The organism is Pseudomonas frederiksbergensis, from assembly GCF_003732705.1.
In the GTDB taxonomy this organism is placed as follows: Bacteria; Pseudomonadota; Gammaproteobacteria; order Pseudomonadales; family Pseudomonadaceae; genus Aquipseudomonas; species Aquipseudomonas frederiksbergensis_F.
The window spans coordinates 1-19,242 of sequence record NZ_MOBR01000010.1 but is presented as its reverse complement, the minus strand read 5'-3'; the positions used below and the strand labels follow the sequence as shown (position 1 = coordinate 19,242).

The 19,242-nt window shown below is 58.6% G+C and carries 15 protein-coding genes; 4 read left to right on the top strand and 11 right to left on the bottom strand.

Annotated elements, in window-relative coordinates; all coding sequences use genetic code 11:
• Positions 1 to 22: 22 nt before the first annotated feature.
• From BK667_RS33065 to BK667_RS14440, 7 genes are all read right to left on the bottom strand, one after another.
• The gene (locus BK667_RS33065; RefSeq protein ID WP_148060139.1) at positions 23 to 5,167 is read right to left on the bottom strand and encodes a beta strand repeat-containing protein; all 5,145 of its coding nucleotides are present in this window, start codon (positions 5,165 to 5,167) and stop codon (positions 23 to 25) included.
• 514 nt (positions 5,168 to 5,681) lie between these two features.
• Positions 5,682 to 7,013 carry a flagellar hook protein FlgE gene (gene flgE / locus BK667_RS14465; protein ID WP_123598027.1) on the bottom strand — a complete coding sequence of 444 codons (1,332 nt, stop codon included), beginning with the start codon at positions 7,011 to 7,013 and terminating at the stop codon, positions 5,682 to 5,684.
• Between the two features lie 31 nt (positions 7,014 to 7,044).
• A complete protein-coding gene (flgD, locus tag BK667_RS14460) occupies positions 7,045 to 7,770 on the bottom strand; it encodes a flagellar hook assembly protein FlgD (RefSeq protein ID WP_123516612.1) in 726 nt (241 codons plus the stop codon).
• 15 nt (positions 7,771 to 7,785) lie between these two features.
• Entirely contained in the window at positions 7,786 to 8,229 is a 444-nt protein-coding gene (gene flgC / locus BK667_RS14455) for a flagellar basal body rod protein FlgC (protein WP_054054819.1), read from the bottom strand.
• Between the two features lie 3 nt (positions 8,230 to 8,232).
• Entirely contained in the window at positions 8,233 to 8,640 is a 408-nt protein-coding gene (gene flgB / locus BK667_RS14450) for a flagellar basal body rod protein FlgB (protein ID WP_123516614.1), read from the bottom strand.
• Between the two features lie 363 nt (positions 8,641 to 9,003).
• Positions 9,004 to 9,831, bottom strand: coding sequence for a protein-glutamate O-methyltransferase CheR (gene cheR / locus BK667_RS14445; RefSeq protein ID WP_123516616.1), 828 nt, complete (start codon positions 9,829 to 9,831; stop codon positions 9,004 to 9,006).
• 46 nt (positions 9,832 to 9,877) lie between these two features.
• On the bottom strand, positions 9,878 to 10,810 hold the full coding sequence (locus tag BK667_RS14440; protein ID WP_123516618.1) for a chemotaxis protein CheV: 933 nt from the start codon (positions 10,808 to 10,810) through the stop codon (positions 9,878 to 9,880).
• Positions 10,811 to 10,895: 85 nt separating this feature from the next.
• Between BK667_RS14440 and flgA the strand changes: the two genes are divergently transcribed.
• The 4 genes from flgA to BK667_RS14420 all read left to right on the top strand — a co-directional run bounded on the left by flgA (position 10,896) and on the right by BK667_RS14420 (position 13,488).
• The gene (gene flgA / locus BK667_RS14435; protein ID WP_123407129.1) at positions 10,896 to 11,657 is read left to right on the top strand and encodes a flagellar basal body P-ring formation chaperone FlgA; all 762 of its coding nucleotides are present in this window, start codon (positions 10,896 to 10,898) and stop codon (positions 11,655 to 11,657) included.
• A 150-nt stretch (positions 11,658 to 11,807) separates the two neighbouring features.
• Positions 11,808 to 12,134 (top strand): flagellar biosynthesis anti-sigma factor FlgM, encoded by a 327-nt coding sequence (gene flgM / locus BK667_RS14430; protein ID WP_123516622.1) that lies wholly within the window; start codon positions 11,808 to 11,810, stop codon positions 12,132 to 12,134.
• 48 nt (positions 12,135 to 12,182) lie between these two features.
• Complete coding sequence (locus BK667_RS14425) at positions 12,183 to 12,650, top strand: flagellar protein FlgN (RefSeq protein WP_123598026.1); 468 nt, start codon at positions 12,183 to 12,185, stop codon at positions 12,648 to 12,650.
• 91 nt (positions 12,651 to 12,741) lie between these two features.
• Positions 12,742 to 13,488 (top strand): flagellar brake protein, encoded by a 747-nt coding sequence (locus BK667_RS14420; protein WP_123598025.1) that lies wholly within the window; start codon positions 12,742 to 12,744, stop codon positions 13,486 to 13,488.
• Positions 13,489 to 13,552: 64 nt separating this feature from the next.
• On the opposite strand, the gene BK667_RS14415 is transcribed toward BK667_RS14420, so the two are convergent.
• The 4 genes from BK667_RS14415 to BK667_RS14400 form a co-directional block, all read right to left on the bottom strand.
• Positions 13,553 to 14,926, bottom strand: a complete 1,374-nt coding sequence (locus BK667_RS14415; protein WP_123598024.1) for an MFS transporter — start codon at positions 14,924 to 14,926, stop codon at positions 13,553 to 13,555.
• 69 nt (positions 14,927 to 14,995) lie between these two features.
• Positions 14,996 to 16,237, bottom strand: coding sequence for a glutamine synthetase family protein (locus BK667_RS14410; RefSeq protein ID WP_185058219.1), 1,242 nt, complete (start codon positions 16,235 to 16,237; stop codon positions 14,996 to 14,998).
• Between the two features lie 296 nt (positions 16,238 to 16,533).
• The gene (locus BK667_RS14405) at positions 16,534 to 17,223 is read right to left on the bottom strand and encodes a sensor histidine kinase (protein WP_123598022.1); all 690 of its coding nucleotides are present in this window, start codon (positions 17,221 to 17,223) and stop codon (positions 16,534 to 16,536) included.
• The gene (locus tag BK667_RS14400; RefSeq protein WP_123598021.1) at positions 17,220 to 18,824 is read right to left on the bottom strand and encodes a tetratricopeptide repeat-containing response regulator; all 1,605 of its coding nucleotides are present in this window, start codon (positions 18,822 to 18,824) and stop codon (positions 17,220 to 17,222) included. The genes BK667_RS14405 and BK667_RS14400 overlap by 4 nt, the downstream gene beginning before the upstream one ends.
• Between the last annotated feature and the right edge of the window lie 418 nt (positions 18,825 to 19,242).

Here is a 19,242-nt window from a genome sequence, read left to right as displayed (position 1 = left end):
TTTGTTACGTACCGCCTGAGCGTCAGACCATCGACAGATGATCAGACATGGCCTGCCCTACGACCGGAATGGTGAACGAGTCGCCATTGACGGTGGTGAATGACTCGATGGTGTTGGAGCCCGCATACCAGTCGGCAAGAATCACCGCGTTGTTCTGGTTGCCGGCGTTCCATTCCACGGCATTGAAGATGAAGGCGTTGGTGCCATCGGTCTTGATGATCACGTCGGCGTAGGACTGGATGTTCATGAGCTCGACTTTATCACCGCCCGAGCTGCCGATATCCTTGATCATTACGCTGGTAGACGATTGCACCGAGTAGGTGTCGCTGCCCTCGCCGCCATAGGCATAGCCACCGCCGGTCATGATCAGGGTGTCCGAACCCGCACCACCATGCAGTTGGTACTCAGGGCCCTCGCCCCACAGCTGGTCACTCCCGTCATCGCCATAAGCAATGCCTGCGTAGACTTTGAGGTAGTCGTTGCCGGCATCACCGTGCAGGACGCTCCCGACATCGTTGTTGGCGCTGAAAATAGTATCGTCACCGTTGCCGCCAAAGAGTTGGTCCGCTTCGGCGACGCCACTGCGATCCGGGCCGTTGATAGCATAGGGCTCGTACTTGCCACCATAGATGGAGTCGTTGCCGTCGCCCCCATAAACCAGATCATTCCCTTCGCCGCCAAAGAGCTCGTTTTGAATGGCGGTGCCCGTCAGGGTGTCGTCGAACGCCGAGCCATGCAGGCCTTCAATGTTGACCAGTACATCACCGGTCGCATCGCCGCCGGTCACCGTGCCTGCCAGCAAGTTGATTTGTACCGCTGCCGAACTGCCGATGTACCAGGCCGTGTCAGAGAGCCCGGCCCCGCCATCGATAAAGTCAGCGCCCTTGCCACCGATAAACGTCTCGATGCCGGCACCACCGATCAACGTGTCGTTGAACGCCGTCCCTTCCCAGTTCTCAATGTTGGTGTAGGTGTCCCCTGCCGCCACCCCGGTGAACGGCTTGGTAAGGTCCAGCGTGATCGCCGAGGTTTCAAAGGCAAAACTGACGGTATCCCGACTAAAGCCACCATCGAAATTATTGACCTCGTCGTTACCGACAAAGACATCGTCACGACCCGACCCGACAAACTTCTCGATGCTGTCAAAGGTATCGCCCTTGGCGATCGCCGTATGCTCACCCGTCCTGAGGTTGATCGTCACGCCGACCGGCCCGATGTCGTTGTAGCTGACGGTATCGAAACCAGCCCCGCCAATGAAGGTGTCGCCTCCGTCGCCGCCCATCAGGATGTCGTTACCGGCCCCGCCCGTGATGACGTTGTCGAGCGCATTACCCCGTGCCTGGAAATCGAGGATGCCGGTGTAGGTCAGGCGCTCGATACCCGCATTCATCTGGTAGTAGCCCTGATTGGTGCGCACTTCATCATTGCCGCCACCGGCCAACTCGACAATCGCGCCATAGGTGGCGTTGTTGAGGACATAGACATCATCGCCTGCGCCACCCTGCACGGTGAACCCGGCGGAGTTGGTATTGGCGATGAAGACATCGTTGTAAGCCGAACCGATGATTTTCTCGATCCCCAAGAAGCTGTCGCCCTCGGCATCGCCACCGCTGCCGACGCCCGACCCGATCCCCGCCGCACCGAGTGTCAAGGTCACGCCCTGGCCGGACTGCGAGTAATCCGCGATGTCGGTGCCAGCGCCACCGTCGAATTTATCCGCCAACGCCCCGCCCATAAACGTATCGCCGTACTGCGTGCCGCGAATCAGTTCGATATCGGTATAGGTGTCGCCCGCCGCAATGCCGCTGTATACGCCGGTCTTGAAGTTAAGCGTCACGGCGACCGTGCTGTCGTCGTAGCTGACGGTATCGGTGCCGGCGCCGCCGATGAAACTGTCGGCGCCACCGCCACCCAGCAAGGTGTCGTTCCCCACACCGCCGGTGATGATGTTGTCAGAAGCGTTGCCGCGACCGGTGAAGTTGCCGGTGCCGGTGTAGGTCATGCGTTCGACGTTGTTGTACATGCCCAGGCTGGCCTGGTTGGTGCGTACTTCGTCGTCACCACCACCGACTGCTTCGACGATCACCGCCGACGCGCTGTTGTTGACGATGTAGACGTCATTGCCAGCCCCGCCCTGCAGGGTGAAGGAGCCCGCAGTGGAAGAGTTGAACACATCGTCATACGCCGAGCCGATGACCTTCTCGATAGCGGAGAACGAATCGCCTTCAGCATCGCCGCCCGTACCGGTGCCGGTTCCTGAAGCCAGTGTCAGGTTGATCGCGGCAGAGGACAGCGAGTAGTCGACGACGTCGATGTTGTCGGTGCCAACTGCGCCGCCCTCGAACTTATCGATATTTGCACCGGCAACAAAGGTGTCGCTGAACTTGGAGCCTCGAATGACTTCGATGCCGTCAAAGGTATCGCCAGCGGCAATGCCGGTGTGAACGCCGGTTTTCAGGTTGATCGTCACGCCGACGGTGGAGTCGTCGTAAGTAACCGTGTCGGTCCCGGCCGCGCCGATGAAGACATCAGCACCCGCGCCCCCCATCAGCAGGTCATTGCCGATATTACCGGTGATGATGTTGTTGCCCGCATTGCCGGTACCAATGAAGTTGCCGGTGCCGGTGTAGGTCAGGCGCTCGACTTCGGCACTCAATGCCAGGTTCGCCATCGAAGTGCGGACCTCATCATCCCCGCCACCCGCGACCTCGATAACCGCCTGGTAAGCCGGGCCGTTGAAAACGTAGATATCGTTGCCCGCGCCGCCCTGCAGCGTGAAAGTCGCAGCACCGGTGGTGAACACGTCATCCTGAGCCGAACCGACGATTTTCTCGATGTTGGTAAAGGTGTCGCCTTGAGCGTCGCCACCCTGGCCACTGCCGACGCCGAGTGTGGTGAGGGTGATGTTGACGGCCTGCGCGGACGTCGAGTAATCAACCGTGTCGACACCGCCAGCGGTGCCTCCATCGAAGATGTTCGCCTCCAGGCCGCTGACGAAAGTGTCACCGTTCTGGCTGCCACGAATGATCTCAATGCCGGAGAAGGTATCGCCTGCAGCGAAACCTGCGTTGACTCCGGTTTTCAGGTTGACGGTCACGCCGGCGGCGGTGCTGTCCTCATAACTGGCCGTGTCGATGCCTGCACCGCCAATCAGTTGGTCGGCACCCGCGCCGCCGATCAGCAAGTCGTTGCCCGCGCCGCCGGTGATGATGTTGTCCCCGGCGTTGCCGCGTCCGGTGAAGTTGGTGGTGCCGGTGTAGGTCAGGCGCTCGACTTCGGCACTCATGCCCATGGAGGCCTGGTTGGTACGGATTTCGTCGTCGCCACCGCCAGCCAATTCGCCTACGCCCATCGCCCCGGCGTTGATGATGTAGACGTCGTTGCCGGCGCCACCGTAAAAGGTCGCATTCCCGGAGGTCACGGTATAGACATCATCGAAGGCCGAACCAATGATCACCTCGATGTTGCTGAACGTATCGCCTTGCGCATCGCCGCCCACACCGCTGCCAACACCATTTGCCATTGTCAGATTGATCGCTTGGGCGGAACCGGCAAAGCTCAGGGTATCGTTGCCAGCACCACCATCAAAATTAGTAACACTTGCATCGCTGACAAAGTTATCGACGTAGCTCGAGCCGCGAATCACTTCAATGCCACTGAACGTATCGCCGGCCGCAATGCCCGTGTGTACTCCGGTTTTCAGGTTGATCGTCACCCCTACGCCCGAGACGATATCTTCATAACTGGCAATGTCGATGCCGGCACCGCCAATCAGTTGGTCGGCCCCCGCGCCACCGATCAGTAAGTCATTGCCCGCCCCGCCGGTGATGATGTTATCCCCGTCGTTGCCACGCCCGGTGAAGTTGCCGGTGCCGGTGTAGGTCAGGCGCTCGACGTTGGCGTTCATCCCCATGTTGAGCTGATTGGTACGAACCTCATCGTCACCGCCGCCGGCGCTCTCACCTACCCCAACCCCACTGGCGCTATTGATGATGTAGACGTCGTTGCCGGCACCACCATAAAAGGTTGCGCTACCGGAAGTCGCGGTAAAGACATCATCGAAGACCGAACCAGTGATGGTTTCGATATTGCTGAAGGTATCACCCTGTGCATCGCCGCCGACACCGGTACCTGTGGTTCCCGTCACGGTAATATTGACGGCCTGGGCAGAGGTGGAATAACTCAGGGTGTCGGAACCGCCGGCTCCATCAAAGGTATCGGCGGCAGTTCCGCCGACAAAGTTATCGACGTAGCTCGAGCCGCGAATCACTTCAATGCCACTGAACGTATCGCCGGCCGCAATGCCCGTGTGTACTCCGGTTTTCAGGTTGATCGTCACCCCTACGCCCGAGACGATATCTTCATAACTGGCAATGTCGATGCCGGCACCGCCAATCAGTTGGTCGGCCCCCGCGCCACCGATCAATAAGTCATTGCCCGCCCCGCCGGTGATGATGTTATCCCCGTCGTTGCCACGCCCGGTGAAGTTGCCGGTGCCGGTGTAGGTCAGGCGCTCGACGTTGGCGTTCATCCCCATGTTGAGCTGATTGGTACGAACCTCATCGTCACCGCCGCCGGCGCTCTCACCTACCCCAACCCCACTGGCGCTATTGATGATGTAGACGTCGTTGCCGGCACCACCATAAAAGGTTGCGCTACCGGAAGTCGCGGTAAAGACATCATTGAAAGCCGAGCCGGTGATCACCTCGATATTGCTGAAGGTATCACCCTGTGCATCACCGCCGACACCGGTACCTGTGGTTCCCGTCACGGTAATATTGACGGCCTGGGCAGAGGTGGAATAACTCAGGGTGTCGTAGCCACCAGAACCATCAAAGTTATCGGCGGCAGTGCCCCCAACAAAGTTGTCGCTGTAGGCCGTTCCACGGATCACTTCAATACCGCTGAAGGTATCGCCCAAAGCCAGCCCCGTATTGACACCGGTTTTTTGGTTGATGGTCACCCCTGCACCCGAGACATCATCCTCGTAGCTGGCAATGTCGATGCCGGCGCCACCAATCAGTTGGTCAGCCCCCGCGCCGCCGATGAGGAGATCGTTGCCGTCCCCGCCATTGAGCACATCATCTCCTGCCAAACCGCGTATTTGATCATCGCCTGCAGTACCTACCAGCGTATCTGCACCGTTGGTCCCGTTGATTACCGCCATTACATCTTCCTTGTGTGTGTTGGAAACTACGTTTAAGCGCCGGGTGCCTCGGGGGTTTCACCCCTCTCTGAATGCACGGCACGTGATGACTGATCGTTTTAAACAGGCGAGACGGCAGAGCGCCATCCGCCGTTAGCAGAGGGTTTCGATGAAGTCGTTGAAATGATGCTGAAGACCCTGGCGAACAAAGCCAGGCCTTGGGAGTAAGCCGATGCTCGATGCCAGGCCACATTCAGTTGCAGCGCCACCCTGGGCGCACTGACGGTTCTATGACGGCTCACTGAGTTCCCTCCTTGGGATTTACTATCGCTTCCATGTCGCCGAAGAGTGTTCTGGCGAGATAACGCAGGCCGTATGAAAGTTTGACGCTTGCTGGCCTTTGCCCGCCGAGAGTGCAAATTCCGCACCACAGAGGCGGACGAACGGTATAAATCTGAGCGTACGCGTTTGCCGCGCGCATAAAAAAACCCCTCTCGCGAGGGGCTCTTGGTGAAGCTCTACAACCCAGCCAGCATCAAGTCATCTGAATGATGGTCTGCATGATGGTGCTCTGGGTGGAGATGGTCTTGGCGTTCGCCTGGTAGTTGCTCTGCGCCTTGATCAGGTTGACCAGTTCGTTGGTCAGGTTGACGTTGGACTCTTCCAGGGAGTTGGACTGGATGGAACCCAGGGTCCCGGTTTCCGGCGCGTCGTAGCCCGGGATACCCGAAGCGAACGTCTCTTTCCAGCTGGTGCCGCCAATCGCTTGCAGGCCTTGTTCGTTAGTGAAGCTGGCCAGCGCAACCTGGCCGATGGCCTTGCTCTGGTTGTTGCTGAAGTTGGCGAACAGGGTGCCGGTGCCGTCGATGGTCAGGTTGGTGATCTGGCCGGTGGCATAACCGTCCTGGGTCGGGATCGAACGCGCGGTGTCGGCGTTGTACTGGGTGGTATTGGCCATGGAGATGGTCACGCCTGCCGGGTTGGCGGCCGCGCCGTTGGCTTTCCAGACACCATTGGTGACGGTGCCTGGTATCCATTTTTTCATCGTCAAGTCACTGCTGATGATCGGAGGATCGGTCGCCACTGGTGCAGGCGTACTTACCTGAGTCAACTTACCGCTGGTGTCGAACGACAGTGTCGAAGCGACCGGGGCAGTGACTTTCGGATCGCTGCCGGTAGCATCCGGGTTGCGGCCGTCTACCAGAGTGTAGACCTTCCAGGTATTGGCACCGGTTTTCACCATGTACTGATCCATGGTGTGCTGGTTGCCCTGGCTGTCATAAATCGGGGTGCTGAACGATTTGGTGTAGGTCGCCGTCAGCGTCGGGTCGAACTTGCCAGCCGGGACGGTATCGTCGATGACCGGAGCCGTCGAGTTCAGGTTGATCGTCGAGGTCACGGTCGAAGTGGTCTTCGGCGCCAGGTTCGAGGTGTCGAGTTTCAGGTCGGTCAACACGCCGTTGATGATCTTGCCGTTGGCATCCACACCGTAGCCTTGCAGGCGGGAGGTGTAGTCGGTGTTGGTGATGAAACCGTCCTTGTCGACCTTGAACGTACCGTTACGGGTGTAGGACGTCGAGCCGTTGTTGCTCAGGGCGAAGAAACCCGAACCGTTGATGCCCATGTCCAGCACGTTACCGGTGTTGTTGATGTCACCCTGGGTAAACTGCTGAGACACGTTGGCCAGGCGCACGCCGCTGCCGACGACCTGGCTGCCGCTGCCGAGTTTGGTCGCCGAGTAGACGTCTTCAAATTCGGTGCGGGAGGATTTGAAACCGGTGGTCGCGACGTTGGCGATGTTGTTGCCGGTCACGTCCAGTTGTTTGTTGGCTGCATAGAGACCGCTAAGGCCGATATTGAAAGACATATTCCACTCCTTTGTGCCGGGTTAGTCGGCTCTATATACCAATGGTTTGAACTTTGGACAGGGCGACCGGGCCCAGGCCTGCGAGGTTGAGCATCAGCTCGCCGCCGGTCTGGCTGAGGGTCACGCTGTTGACGGTGGCCGGCAGGTACACCGCCAGGTCCGTCGCCTTGCCGTCGATCGGCGTACTGGCCTTGATGGTGTAAGCGCCGACCGGAACGGGGTTGCCACTCGAATCCTTGCCATCCCATGTGAAGCTGGAACTGCCGACCGCGCGGGTGCCCAGGTCGATGGTGCGGACCGTCTTGCCGTCTTTGTCGGCAATGGTCACGGTGCCACCGGCGATCGACGAAGTCAGGTTCACCGAACCGGTGACTGCCTTGGTCGGGTCGTCGACCTGGATATTGTTGGTCTGCACGATCACGGAGCGGCCGACCAGGGACGAAGCCTGCAACGCCTGAGAAGAGCTGTAGTTGCCGGCGATCGAGCTGACCGTGCTGTTGAGCGTGGTGATGCCTTCCAGGCTACTGAACTGGGCCAACTGGGCGACGAACGCACTGTTGTCCTGCGGGTCCAGCGGGTTCTGGTTTTTGAGTTGGGTCACCAGCAATTGCAGGAACGCATCCTTGCCCAACGTCTGGCCACCGGTCGCGGCGCCGGCCACGGAGCCAAGGCCATCCTTGGTGGCATTGGACTTGACGGAAGAGTTCGCCAGGATGTCGTTAATGCTGAGGCCGCTGGTGGAATCGGTAACACTCATCTGAGTCGCCCCTTATCACTGACCGAGGGTCAGGACCTTCTGCATCATGGTTTTGGCGGTGTTCATCATTTCGGCGTTGGTCTGGAACGAACGGCTCGCGGAAATCATGTCAGCCATTTCTTCGACGACGTTGACGTTCGGGTAGTAGACGTAGCCCTTGGCGTCGGCAGCCGGATGGTTCGGCTCGTAGCGCGCTTCAAGGTTGCTCTGGTCTTCGACCACGCCCAACACTTGCACGCCCTGGCCGGCGGCGTCCTGGCTCTGGAACAGCGAATCGCTGCCGCCGTTCTGGCCACCCTGGAACATGGTGGCGAACACCGGGTGACGGGCGCGATAGGTCTGGTCGATGCTCGACGAGACGGTTTCGGCGTTAGCGATGTTCGAGGCGACGGTGTTCAGGCGAGTGGTCTGGGCACTCATGCCGCTACCGGCAATGTTGAAAACACTGGCAAGGGACATGACTTACTCTCCTCGCAGGGCTGAAACCAGCCCTTTGAATTTGCTGTTGAGCAGGGTGAAGCTGGCCTGGAAGCCGACCGCGTTTTCCGCGTAATTCGACTGTTCAAGCTGAGCGTCCACGGTGTTCTGGTCGATCGACGGTTGCATCGGCGTGCGATACAGCAGCGACTCGTCGCCATTGCCCAGGCCTTCGGCTTCGATATGACGGCTGTTGGTCATGTTCAAGGCGAAAGAACCGTTCTTGGTCTTCTCGTTCTGTGCGGCAAGCACTTTGGAGAAGTCCAGGTCCCGAGCCTTGTAGTTCGGGGTATCGGCGTTGGCGATGTTGTTGGCCAGGACTTCGGCACGCTGGGCGCGGAAGCCCAGGGCTTGTTCGTGGATACCGAGCGCTTTATCGAAGCTGATGCTCATGTCGGGAAACCTTCGGGTGACCTGATTTTTCGTAACATGAACATAGCAAGCGGCGTGCCAATTCAAAAAACGCCGTAAACCGGGGCTTTGCGGGCATCGGCAAAGCGGCAATGCCAGAAAAGCGGCAACGGGTTTCCGCCGTCTGCCGCTTTTCTGCCGCTTTCCCACGGGCAACACCGATCCCTTGTAGGAGCATGGCTTGCCCGCGATGGCGGCGTATCAGCCAATGATGATGTTGTCTGACACACCGCCATCGCGGGCAAGCCATGCTCCTACAGGGATTGCGGCGCGCATCAGAAATCATCAGGCAAAAAAAACGGGAGTCCCTGAGGACTCCCGTTTTTTATGCCAGCCGCTTTTGCATCACTTCGCTTGGTAAATGATCCCTGGGCTGCACTGGACCATCTGGTAATGATCCGGCAAACCGTTCAGCGCTTCGGAAGCGCCTAGGAACAGGTAACCACCTGGCTTCAACGTGCTGTGGATGCGCAACAGGATGTCTTTCTTCACCTCGGCGGAGAAGTAGATCAGCACGTTGCGGCAGAACACGATGTCGAACTTGCCCAAGGCTGCGTAGCTGTCCAGCAGGTTGAACGAACGAAACTCTACCCGGCTCTTGATCGGTGCCTTGATGGCCCAGCGCCCCGGCCCTTTCGGATCGAAGTAACGCTGCAGGCGCTCGGGCGACAAACCGCGACCGATCGCCAGGCTGTCGTATTCGCCGGTCTTGCAGTTGGTCAGCATGGTGCCGGACAGGTCGGTGGCAACGATCTGCACGCCCATCTTCAACTGGCCCAGGTTGGTCCGCTCGAACTCGTCGATCGACATCGACAGCGAATACGGTTCCTGACCCGATGAGCAGGCCGCCGACCAGATGCGCAGGCGTTGACCGGGAGCCGCCTTGATTGCTTCGGGCAGTACCTTGTTCTTCAAGACTTCAAACGGATAGGTGTCACGAAACCACAGGGTTTCGTTGGTCGTCATGGCATCCACCACCATCTCGCGCAAACCACTGCGCGGCTGGGTCTGGATGCGCTGGACCAGCTCACCCAAGGATTTGATGCCCTGCTGTTCCATCAGTTTGTTGAGACGGCTCGAAACCAGGTATTGCTTGTTTTCACCGAGCAAAATGCCACAGGCTTTTTCCAGGAAGACCCGGAACTGTTCGAAATCCAAATTACCCGTAGACAAAGATACCGCCTCTTAAATCGTGTTGACCGCCAGGGGCAAAGGGCCCCTAGCTGATATCTGCTGCTTTGATCCGGTCGACTACCCGGGATGCCAGGTCATCAGGACGGAATTTGGCCAGGAAGTCATCGGCACCGACTTTCTTGACCATCGCCTGATTGAACACACCCGACAACGAAGTATGCAGGATGATATGAAGCTTTTGCATGCGAGGGTCGCTGCGGATCTCGGCCGTCAGGGTGTACCCGTCCATCTCCGGCATCTCGATGTCGGAAATCATCATCAGGAACTCTTCTTCCGGCTTCTTGCCCTCGTCGACCAGCTTGCGCAGGTAGTCCAGCGCTTGCCGACCGTCGTTCAACGCCACCACTTCGACGCCGACCGTTTGCAGGCAACGCGAGACCTGCTTGCGCGCCACCGACGAGTCATCGACCGTCAGCACCCGCAAGGACAACGCCTTGTGCTGGGTTTCGACATCGACCACACCGACCGAAATCGCTTCCGGCGTCGGCGCTACTTCGGCCAGGATCTTCTCGACGTCGATGATTTCGACTAACTGATTGTCGACCCGAGTCACAGCCGTGAGGTAATGATCGCGTCCCGTGCCCTTGGGTGGCGGATGAATCTCCTCCCAGTTCATGTTGACGATGCGCTCTACCGACCGGACCAGGAAACCCTGGGTCTTGGTGTTGTACTCCGTGATGATCACGAAGGGATTGCTTTGATCGAGCAACCGACCGGAACCGGTCGCCATCGCCAGATCAAGGATCGGGATGGTCGCTCCACGAATATTTGCCACACCGCACACGACGGGACTGGACTTAGGCATCAGAGTCAGTTTGGGGCATTGCAGCACCTCACGAACCTTGAACACATTGATGCCATACAGCTGCTGGCCGTCGAGACGGAACAACAACAGCTCCAGGCGATTCTGCCCTACCAGTTGCGTGCGCTGGTTTACCGAATCCATTACACCAGCCATGCCCAGACTCCTACACCAACAACGCTAAGTTGTGTTGCGACGCACATTCATCACTAAACGGCACGGCGCTTGCTTTTTAACCCGTATGAACGAACAAACGACATTTTTCCGACGCCTGACATCAAACTACCGCAAATTGCTGTGCGTGGTGTCGGCTGTTTGCCTGTTAGCCCCTGGCAGCCCTGCCGTTGCTGATTCGGTTACCTTGCCTGATATGCTTATCGGCGTGACTCAGGGGTTTCTTGAATTCACCGTAGAAGACTATCTGGCCACCAGTCAAACGGAAGGACGCTACGAAATCGAGGTCAAACAGCTCGATCCACGCCTGCGCATGCCCATGTGCGACAAGGAATTGACAGCCTCACTGGAGAGTCCGGCGACCCCGATAGGCCGAGTAACGGTCAAGGTTCGCTGCGAGGGCAGCTCCCCGTGGACAGTGTTCGTACCCGCTCAAGTGCGCCTGTTTCGAGACGTTGTCATCACTACCCGTCCACTCAAGCGCGCGGGGATTATCGAACCCGGCGATGTCGCACTGCGCGAGCGGGACATCAGCCTGATCAACCAGGGGTATTTCACCTCGGTCGATCAGGCCATCGGACAGAAACTTACCCGACCAACGGTAGGCGACCAAGTGATTACCCTGGTTCATCTGGAACAGGCAGAAGTCGTGCGCAAAGGCGATCAAGTGGTGATTACCGCCCGCAGTGGTACGCTCAGTGTGCGCATGCCGGGCGAAGCACTCTCCAATGGCGGCCTGGCCGAACAGATACGCGTGAAAAACCTCAATTCCATGCGGGTCATCAAAGCGCAAGTCACCGCGCCGGGCCAAGTGGAAGTGTCCATGTAGAGGCTCAGCTATGGCGCTCTGGCAGGCTGTTACCTAAACTGTGTCCATGCAGCGTTGGCGCATGCAGCTCATTGCACAAATGAGCCTAAAGTTTTCGCAGGTATTGCCGAAAACATGGCAAGCGTCCAAATACCCAGAGGTTTTTTTATCATGGTCATCGATTTCAGCCGTTTGAACAGCTCCTCGTCACTTACGGGCAGTACACGTACCAGCGTTGCCAAGGAAACCGCCGACGCCGGCAAATCCGCGCCGCTGAATACCCCGGCCGATCAGGCCAGTACCGTCAAAAGCGGGGAGTCGGTACATCTCAGCAATGAGGCTCAACAGTTGCAGAAGGTCACTGACAAGCTGCGCGATCAGCCTGCCGTCGACAACGCCCGTGTGGCCGAGTTGAAAGCAGCGATTGCCGATGGCAGCTATAAAGTCGACAGCAGCCGTGTAGCCAGCAAACTGCTCAACTTCGAAGCCCAGCGCTAGGCCCTCGCCTGCGCCAGGCTTTTGGACGCTTAAAACCCAAGGCCAGCCATGCACGACACTAATCTACTGCAACTGATCACCGACGACTTTGCTCCAGCGCAACGCTTGCTGGAGTTACTGCAAACCGAGTCCCTCGCCTTGCACGGTCGCGACATGCCACTGCTTGAAGAGATTCTGGCGCAGAAACAGGCATTGATCATTTTGCTCGAACAGCATGGCCGCAAGCGCAGCGAAATCCTCGCCAGCCTCAACTTGCCCATCACTCGCAGCGGCCTCGAGCAACTCGCCAGCCACTCGAGCATCGGCGATCAGTTGCTGCAACAAGGTGATGTACTGACCGATCTTCTGGCTCAGTGCCAGGCAGCCAACGTCAAGAATGGCCAGTCGATCCTGATGCAGCAGGCCGCCACGGCCAATCAGCTGAAAATCCTCACCGGTGGCGAACCTCCAGCGCTCTATGATGCCCGCGGATCAACCGCCAAGATGGCAAAGCCACGCCCGCTCAGTCAGGCTTGATACCCCGCCAATGAGCACGCCCTATCAAGACGCGAAACATACTGGCAGAATGCCCGCTAGTAGTCATATTTTGTCTGGAGATTGATGAACCGTGTTCAATGCCTCAAGCGCGGAAGACGCTCCGCAACCACCCAAGGTGCTCACCACACCTCTGGAAATCTCCGGCAACCTCCGGCAGCTGCAAGACAGCCATGACCCGCTGATCATCACGTTCCATGAGCGCAGCCAGCGCTTCCAGAGTTATCTGGTGGACCTTGATCGTGACAGCAACATGATTGCCCTGGATGAAATGATCCCCCGCGACGGTGAACGCTTCCTGCTGGCCGGCGAACCCTTCAAGGTCGAAGGCTTTCACGACGGTGTGCGCATTGCCTGGGAAAGTAACGGCCCGCTGACTATCGACGAGTCCGGTGGTGGTCGTTGCTACCGTGGCGCGCTGCCTTCCGAAGTGGTTTATCACCAGCGCCGCAATGCCTTTCGCGCTGCGTTGAAGCTGGCGCAACTGGTCAGTGTCGAGTTGGGCGGTGAAAAGCTCAAGGCGCCGATCAGTGGCAAGTTGCTGGACATCTCCGCCACCGGCTGCAAATTGCGCTTCGAGGGCGACATCACCTCCAGCCTGCAACTGGGCCAGGTCTACGACCGCTTCATGGCCGCCCTGCCCTTTGGCAGCATGACCGCCCCAGTTGAATTGCGTTACCTGCACTTCGAAGAAAGAATCTCCACCACCTTCGCCGGCGTGCGCTTTCACAACATGAGCGGCCTGGTGCAACGGCAGGTCGAGCGCTTCGTCTATCAGCTGCAACGCGAAGCCCGACGCTTCGACAAAGACGACATGTAATACAGCGCTTCAATAAAAAACGGGCAGTCCCTCGCGGTGACTGCCCGTTTTTTTATGCCTCGATTTAAGGCCTGGCCTCGGTAAAGCTTTGTTCGCGACCGGTGTCCGGGTCTTCCGGATCGTCTGGAGTTGTCTCGGGATCAGGTGTCGGCTCGGGTTCGGGTTCAGGCTCAACCGGATTGTGCATCTGGTCTTGTACCACCTGCTCATCGACCCGCGGGTCAAGCGCTGCCACCAGGGGTGAACTCGACATGCTGTCCGGCATGGCCACGTGATGCAGCGGCGCATCGTCGACCACGTGCAGGTTGGTCACTGCTTTCGGGCGAATCCGCCACACCAGCACCAGCGCGAAGAAACTGAAGAAGGCATACAGCATGTGGCTGCCGAACAGCTTCATCAACACCCCGGCCACCAACGGCCCGATACTCGCGCCGACACCATAGGTCACCAGAAGCATCGCCGTCAGGGACACCCGGCGATCGCCCTCGACGTGGTCGTTGGAGAACGCCACGGCCAATGGATACAGACAGAACTGCACCAGCGAACAGAGGAACCCGGCGATGAACAACACCTCCAGCGGCACCTCGGTCATGATCGCCAGCGGCAACGCGGCCAGTGCCAGGCAAAAGGCAAAACAGCGGATCAGCAACGCTCGATCATACCGATCGGACAACCAGCCCAGCGGCCACTGCACCACCAGCCCGGCAAAAATGCAGCTACCCATGAACAGACCGACCTGCTCCGTGGACAACCCCTGCTGCGAGGCATACAGCGGCGCCAGACCGTAGAACGAACCGACGATCAACCCGGCCCCCAACACCGTGCTCAACGACTGCGGCACGCGCTTGATGAAGAACCGTGGCTCCATGGGTGCCGGATGCAGAGCTGCCGGGTGAATGCGTCGGGTCAGGGCCACCGGCACCAGGCACAGCGCGAAACACAGCGCGACCAGCATCAGCAGTTCCAAGCCAAGCGCCGGGTGCAGGACCAGAATCAACTGCCCCAACACCAGCCCCAGGTACGAGGCAATCATGTAGCCGCTGAACACCAGCCCGCGCTGCTTGGCCTCGGCCTGCTCATTGAGCCAGCTCTCGATAACCATGTACTGACACATCATGCCCAGGCCGACGATGACCCGCAAAAACAGCCAGGCGGGCAGCCAGTCAATCAAGCCGTGGCCCAACACCGCGGCGCCGACAATCCCGGCGCACGCCGCATAGGCGCGAATATGCCCGACCCGGGCAATCAGCCGGTGGCCGATCTTGCCACCCAGCACCAGGCCGAAATAGTTGGCCGCCATCAGCGCACCGACCCACAAGCTGTCGACATGGTCAGCCGCCAGACGCAAGCCCAGATAGGTACTTAACAAGCCAGAGCCGATCAACATCATCAGCGAGGCGAAATACAGCGCTCGAAAGGATTTCCAGATTTGGCGCATCGGCGTTCCGAGCGGCTCCTTGCAGTGGGATCGGGCTATCGAAAACGATAGCCCGAAGACGACGGATCGTCAGGCCTGGGCTGCTAAAACACGCCGTTCCCAGGGAGTAATTTCATCAAAGAAGCTGGTCAACTCCATGGTCTTCGAAGCGATGTAGCCTTCGATGAACTCCTTGCCGAACAGTTCCATCGCCAATTGGCTACGTTTCAGACGTTCAAGAGCAGCATGCAAGGTACATGGCAACGAAAGATTATCCGGCACTACGAATTCACCCTGAATCGGCTCGCTCGGTTCCAGCTCGTTTTCGATGCCGTGCAACCCTGCGGCCAGGCTCGCGGCAATCGCCAGGTACGGATTGGCATCGGCGCCGGGCAAGCGATTCTCGACCCGGCGGGCCACCGGCGAACTGGCCGGAATGCGCAAACCCGCAGCCCGGTTGTCATGTGACCAGCAGGCATTATTCGGTGACGCATACGGGTGGCACAAGCGCTGATAGGAATTCACGTTCGGCGCAAACAACGCCGTAAAGTCGGCCATCCCGGCCTGCTGACCGCCGATGAAATGGCGGAAGGTCGCCGTCGGTTCCCCGGCCTTGTCGCTGAACACATTACGGCCGCTGCCGATCTCGACGATGCTCTGGTGAATATGCATCGAACTGCCCGGCGTGTGCGCCAATGGCTTGGCCATGCACACCACGGTCAGGCCATGCTTGAGCGCGACTTCCTTGAGCAGGTGCTTGAACAAAAAGGTCTGGTCGGCCAGCAACAGTGGATCGCCGTGCAGCAGATTGATCTCGAACTGGCTGACGCCCATCTCGTGCATGAAGGTATCGCGAGGCAAGCCCAGGGCCGCCATGCATTCATAGACTTCACTGAAGAACGGCCGCAAGCCGTTATTGGAACTGACGCTGAACGCCGAATGACCGTCCTCGCGACGACCATCCAGGCCCAGCGGCGGCTGGAAAGCTTGCGTCGGATCGGTGTTGGGCGCGAAGACAAAGAATTCAATCTCGGTCGCCACAACTGGCGCGAGCCCCCGTGCGGCATAACGGGCAATGACGGCTTTGAGCTGACCGCGAGTCGACAGCGAGGAGCTCTCCCCGGTCAGTTCGTCCGCATCGCAAATGGCCAATGCCCGGGGTTGCTTGCTCCAGGGCAAGCGGTGGATCTGCGCAGGATCCGCGACCAGCGCCAAGTCGCCATCATCGCTGCCGTAAAAGCGCGCTGGCGGATATCCGCCCATGATGCATTGCAGCAGCACACCCCGCGCCATCTGCAACCGTCGCCCTTCGAGGAAACCCTCGGCGGTCATTACTTTGCCCCGTGGTACGCCGTTCAAATCCGGCGTGACACATTCAATCTCATCAATGCCCGTCAATCGCTGAGCGAGTGAACGCTGGCCATCGGTTGTCATGACGCAATCCTTGTTGTTGTGCGAGCCGCGAACGGCGACCCGTACAAAATAGGCTCCGGCCGTTCGGAATATCAAGCAGCGGCAAACAAAAATGCGTAATTGCGTCGCAGCTGTCGAAAGCTGCGATCTTTTGATCTCGCCTCTGAAAGTCAAAAGATCACAGCCTTCGCCAGCTCCTAAAGGGAGGATATGGGTCAGGGGAGATAGAGGCTGAAGACGCCACCACCCAGCGGGCCGCCATTACTGATTTGCGTGTAACCGCCAACGCCATTGCGTTGATGCAGCGCCGCAATTCGTCCGGCGAAGTACAAGCCCAGGCCAGTACTGCCAGAGCTTTGGTTGATGCCCTGCACATAATCGGCCTGGCGCTCGATCATCTCCGGCGGATAACCCTCGCCGTCGTCGTTGATGGTGATCACCAACTGACCGGCCTCATCACTGACCGTGATCAACAGCGCATCCTTGGCATAGCGAATCGCGTTGTTGATGCAGTTGGCCAGCACCGAAGCGATCAGCTCCCGATCGAAGAAACCCAATGGGCTCAACGGGTCGACTTCATACGTAGCCATGATGCCCCGACTGGCGAAGACCTCCTGATGCGCCGCCAATTGCGCTTCAATGAAATCGTCCAACTCGTGGTAAGCCGGCTGCAACGGCATCTGGTTAACACCGAGCTTATATAGCCCCAGCAACTGCACGAGCATGCCGTTGAGGTGGGCGAACTCAAAGTCGATGACGCCCTGCTCCCTGGAATGCTGCTGATCGGGCAAGCGTGCCAGCCATTGGCTGTGGGCCTGCATCAGCATTGCCAAGGAGTTCTTCATGTCGTGCACGGTAGAGGCGATCACCGTGGAGAAATCGAGAGCTTGTTCACTGTCGTTCATTCGCCAAACGCCTTGCTTCGCAGCTTCTGATAACGGGAAAAACGCGCGTCGGTATCGGGCATCAGGCCGACCGTTTTCAGGCAGGCCCGGCACTCCTCGAGTTCTGCCGACGGGACACTGGTGTCAGTGCCATGCAGCAGCGATTGCGCCATGTTCAGCGCGATACTGATGTTCTTCGGTTGCAACGCCAGGGCTTTGCGGAACACGTCCCGCGCTTCCACCAGATTACCGGTCTTGTACACGCGCACACCTTGACGGTTGAGATCGGCGGCGGCGTTACCGGCGTTGAGAATAGTCGGGTCGTCGGTCAACTTGGCGATACCCTGCATTACCGACGGGTCGTCACCGTAGATCTCCGCACAGTTTTTCAACATCGACGCACCTGCACTGGCCTGTCCGAGCATTTGCAGTTGCTTGGCCACCAGGAGCGCCGCTTCGGCACTCATGAATTGCTCCATGCCATCGAGGCGCATCATTGCTTGCTCGGTGAGCTTTTCGGCGGTCTCGGCATCGTTGAGCAACAGACTGGTGGCTTTCATCAGCCGCGCCCGGATCTGCAGACCCGGGTCGGAAGGATTCTCCTTGGCCACTGCGCTGAGCGTCGTGTTGATTTCCAGTCGGGTCCGGGTATCCAGGCCCTTTTCACTGCCTTTGCTGATCAAGGCGTGGGCCAGGCCAAGGTTGCTTTCCGCATCCTTGAAACGTGACTGAGCACCTTGAGCCACCGCTTGCCGATAGGCTTTGGAGGCGGTTTCAAAATCTTCGTTGGTCATCGCCAGCTTACCCAGCAACGCTTGCCGACGAACCGCTAGCGGCGACAGGCGGATGGCTTCCTCCAATACGCGCTGGGCGCCCTTGGTATCGCCTTCGGCGACCAGCACGTCGGCCATGCCGTCATACAGCGCCGGCATCATCGGGAAGACCTTCAGCGCCTTCTCGTAGACACCTTTGGCCTGGCTGACCTGGCCGCGCTTGAACAGCAACTTGCCCAGCCCGGCAAACGCCCATGGCAGCGGTCGATCAGCGATGATGCCGTCGTAGAGACGCTCCAGCGCCTCGTTCTGGTTCAGGTCGCGCAGGGCATCGGCGCGATAACGCAGGCACAGCGGCGAATAGCGGATGTCCTGCTTGCACAAGGCGATACAAGCATTGAGCACCTCGACCGGCTTACCCCGGTCAAGCGCCTGCAGGATCGGCTTGAGCAACGTCTTGCGCTGTACCAGCCGCTCAAGGCGCTGGGCCAGACCGGAGCGGTTGAACGGTTTGGTCAGGTAAGCATCGGGCTCGTGCTCCAGAGCACTGAGCACCATGGCCTGGCTCGTCTCGGCGGTAACCATGACAAACACGCTTTCATGGCTGATCAGCTTCTCGATCATCAGGTCTTCGAGCACCTGTTGACCGTTCTTTTTGCCATCGCCCAGGTGAAAATCCTGCAGGATAAAATCGTAAGACTTCTGCGCGCACATACGCAGCGCCTGTTCACCGGTATCAGCGGTGTCGACATCCTTGATGCCCAGCTCCCGCAGCATGGACCTGACGGAACTGCGGAAATCCGAAAAATCATCGACGATCAGAAAACTCTTTTGGTGATACGACAGCATCGAAGATTTCCAGGCAATTTAAGAAGAACAACCCAAAGGTGAACATACGGCTTTGCTGCGCGTTCGGCGCGCAGATGATAGCTGGCGGCAAAAGGCTATCAAGCGATTTCTCATCAGCCCGCGGGATATCTGTGAATCGCCGCAAACAAAGAGAACATCGATCGTTCGGGTTATCGGCCAGGAGAGGCGTTCCCTTGAAGCGTTGGGCGTATAAACGTGTATTTGGTTGCGCCGACGCTGGTAATTAATCAAGAGCCTTGGAACCATCGATCACGCTTACCGACCACGCGCAAAAAAGCCCCGCCAGAAGATCTCTGTACGGGGCTTTTTTAGAGGTGCGTTTTAGTTAGTGCATTTCCTGCAGTCAAAACAAAACCCCTACCTGCATACGCAGATAGGGGTTTCGGAATTTAATCTT

Excerpts from the sequence above, each read along its gene's own strand:
- BK667_RS33065 (WP_148060139.1), bottom strand. The coding sequence starts at position 5,167 with ATGGCGGTAATCAACGGGACCAACGGTGCAGATACGCTGGTAGGTACT.
- flgE (WP_123598027.1), bottom strand. The coding sequence starts at position 7,013 with ATGTCTTTCAATATCGGCCTTAGCGGTCTCTATGCAGCCAACAAACAA.
- flgD (WP_123516612.1), bottom strand. The coding sequence starts at position 7,770 with ATGAGTGTTACCGATTCCACCAGCGGCCTCAGCATTAACGACATCCTG.
- flgC (WP_054054819.1), bottom strand. The coding sequence starts at position 8,229 with ATGTCCCTTGCCAGTGTTTTCAACATTGCCGGTAGCGGCATGAGTGCC.
- flgB (WP_123516614.1), bottom strand. The coding sequence starts at position 8,640 with ATGAGCATCAGCTTCGATAAAGCGCTCGGTATCCACGAACAAGCCCTG.
- BK667_RS14440 (WP_123516618.1), bottom strand. The coding sequence starts at position 10,810 with ATGGCTGGTGTAATGGATTCGGTAAACCAGCGCACGCAACTGGTAGGG.
- flgA (WP_123407129.1), top strand. The coding sequence starts at position 10,896 with ATGAACGAACAAACGACATTTTTCCGACGCCTGACATCAAACTACCGC.
- flgM (WP_123516622.1), top strand. The coding sequence starts at position 11,808 with ATGGTCATCGATTTCAGCCGTTTGAACAGCTCCTCGTCACTTACGGGC.
- BK667_RS14425 (WP_123598026.1), top strand. The coding sequence starts at position 12,183 with ATGCACGACACTAATCTACTGCAACTGATCACCGACGACTTTGCTCCA.
- BK667_RS14415 (WP_123598024.1), bottom strand. The coding sequence starts at position 14,926 with ATGCGCCAAATCTGGAAATCCTTTCGAGCGCTGTATTTCGCCTCGCTG.
- BK667_RS14410 (WP_185058219.1), bottom strand. The coding sequence starts at position 16,237 with ATGACCGCCGAGGGTTTCCTCGAAGGGCGACGGTTGCAGATGGCGCGG.
- BK667_RS14405 (WP_123598022.1), bottom strand. The coding sequence starts at position 17,223 with ATGAACGACAGTGAACAAGCTCTCGATTTCTCCACGGTGATCGCCTCT.
- BK667_RS14400 (WP_123598021.1), bottom strand. The coding sequence starts at position 18,824 with ATGCTGTCGTATCACCAAAAGAGTTTTCTGATCGTCGATGATTTTTCG.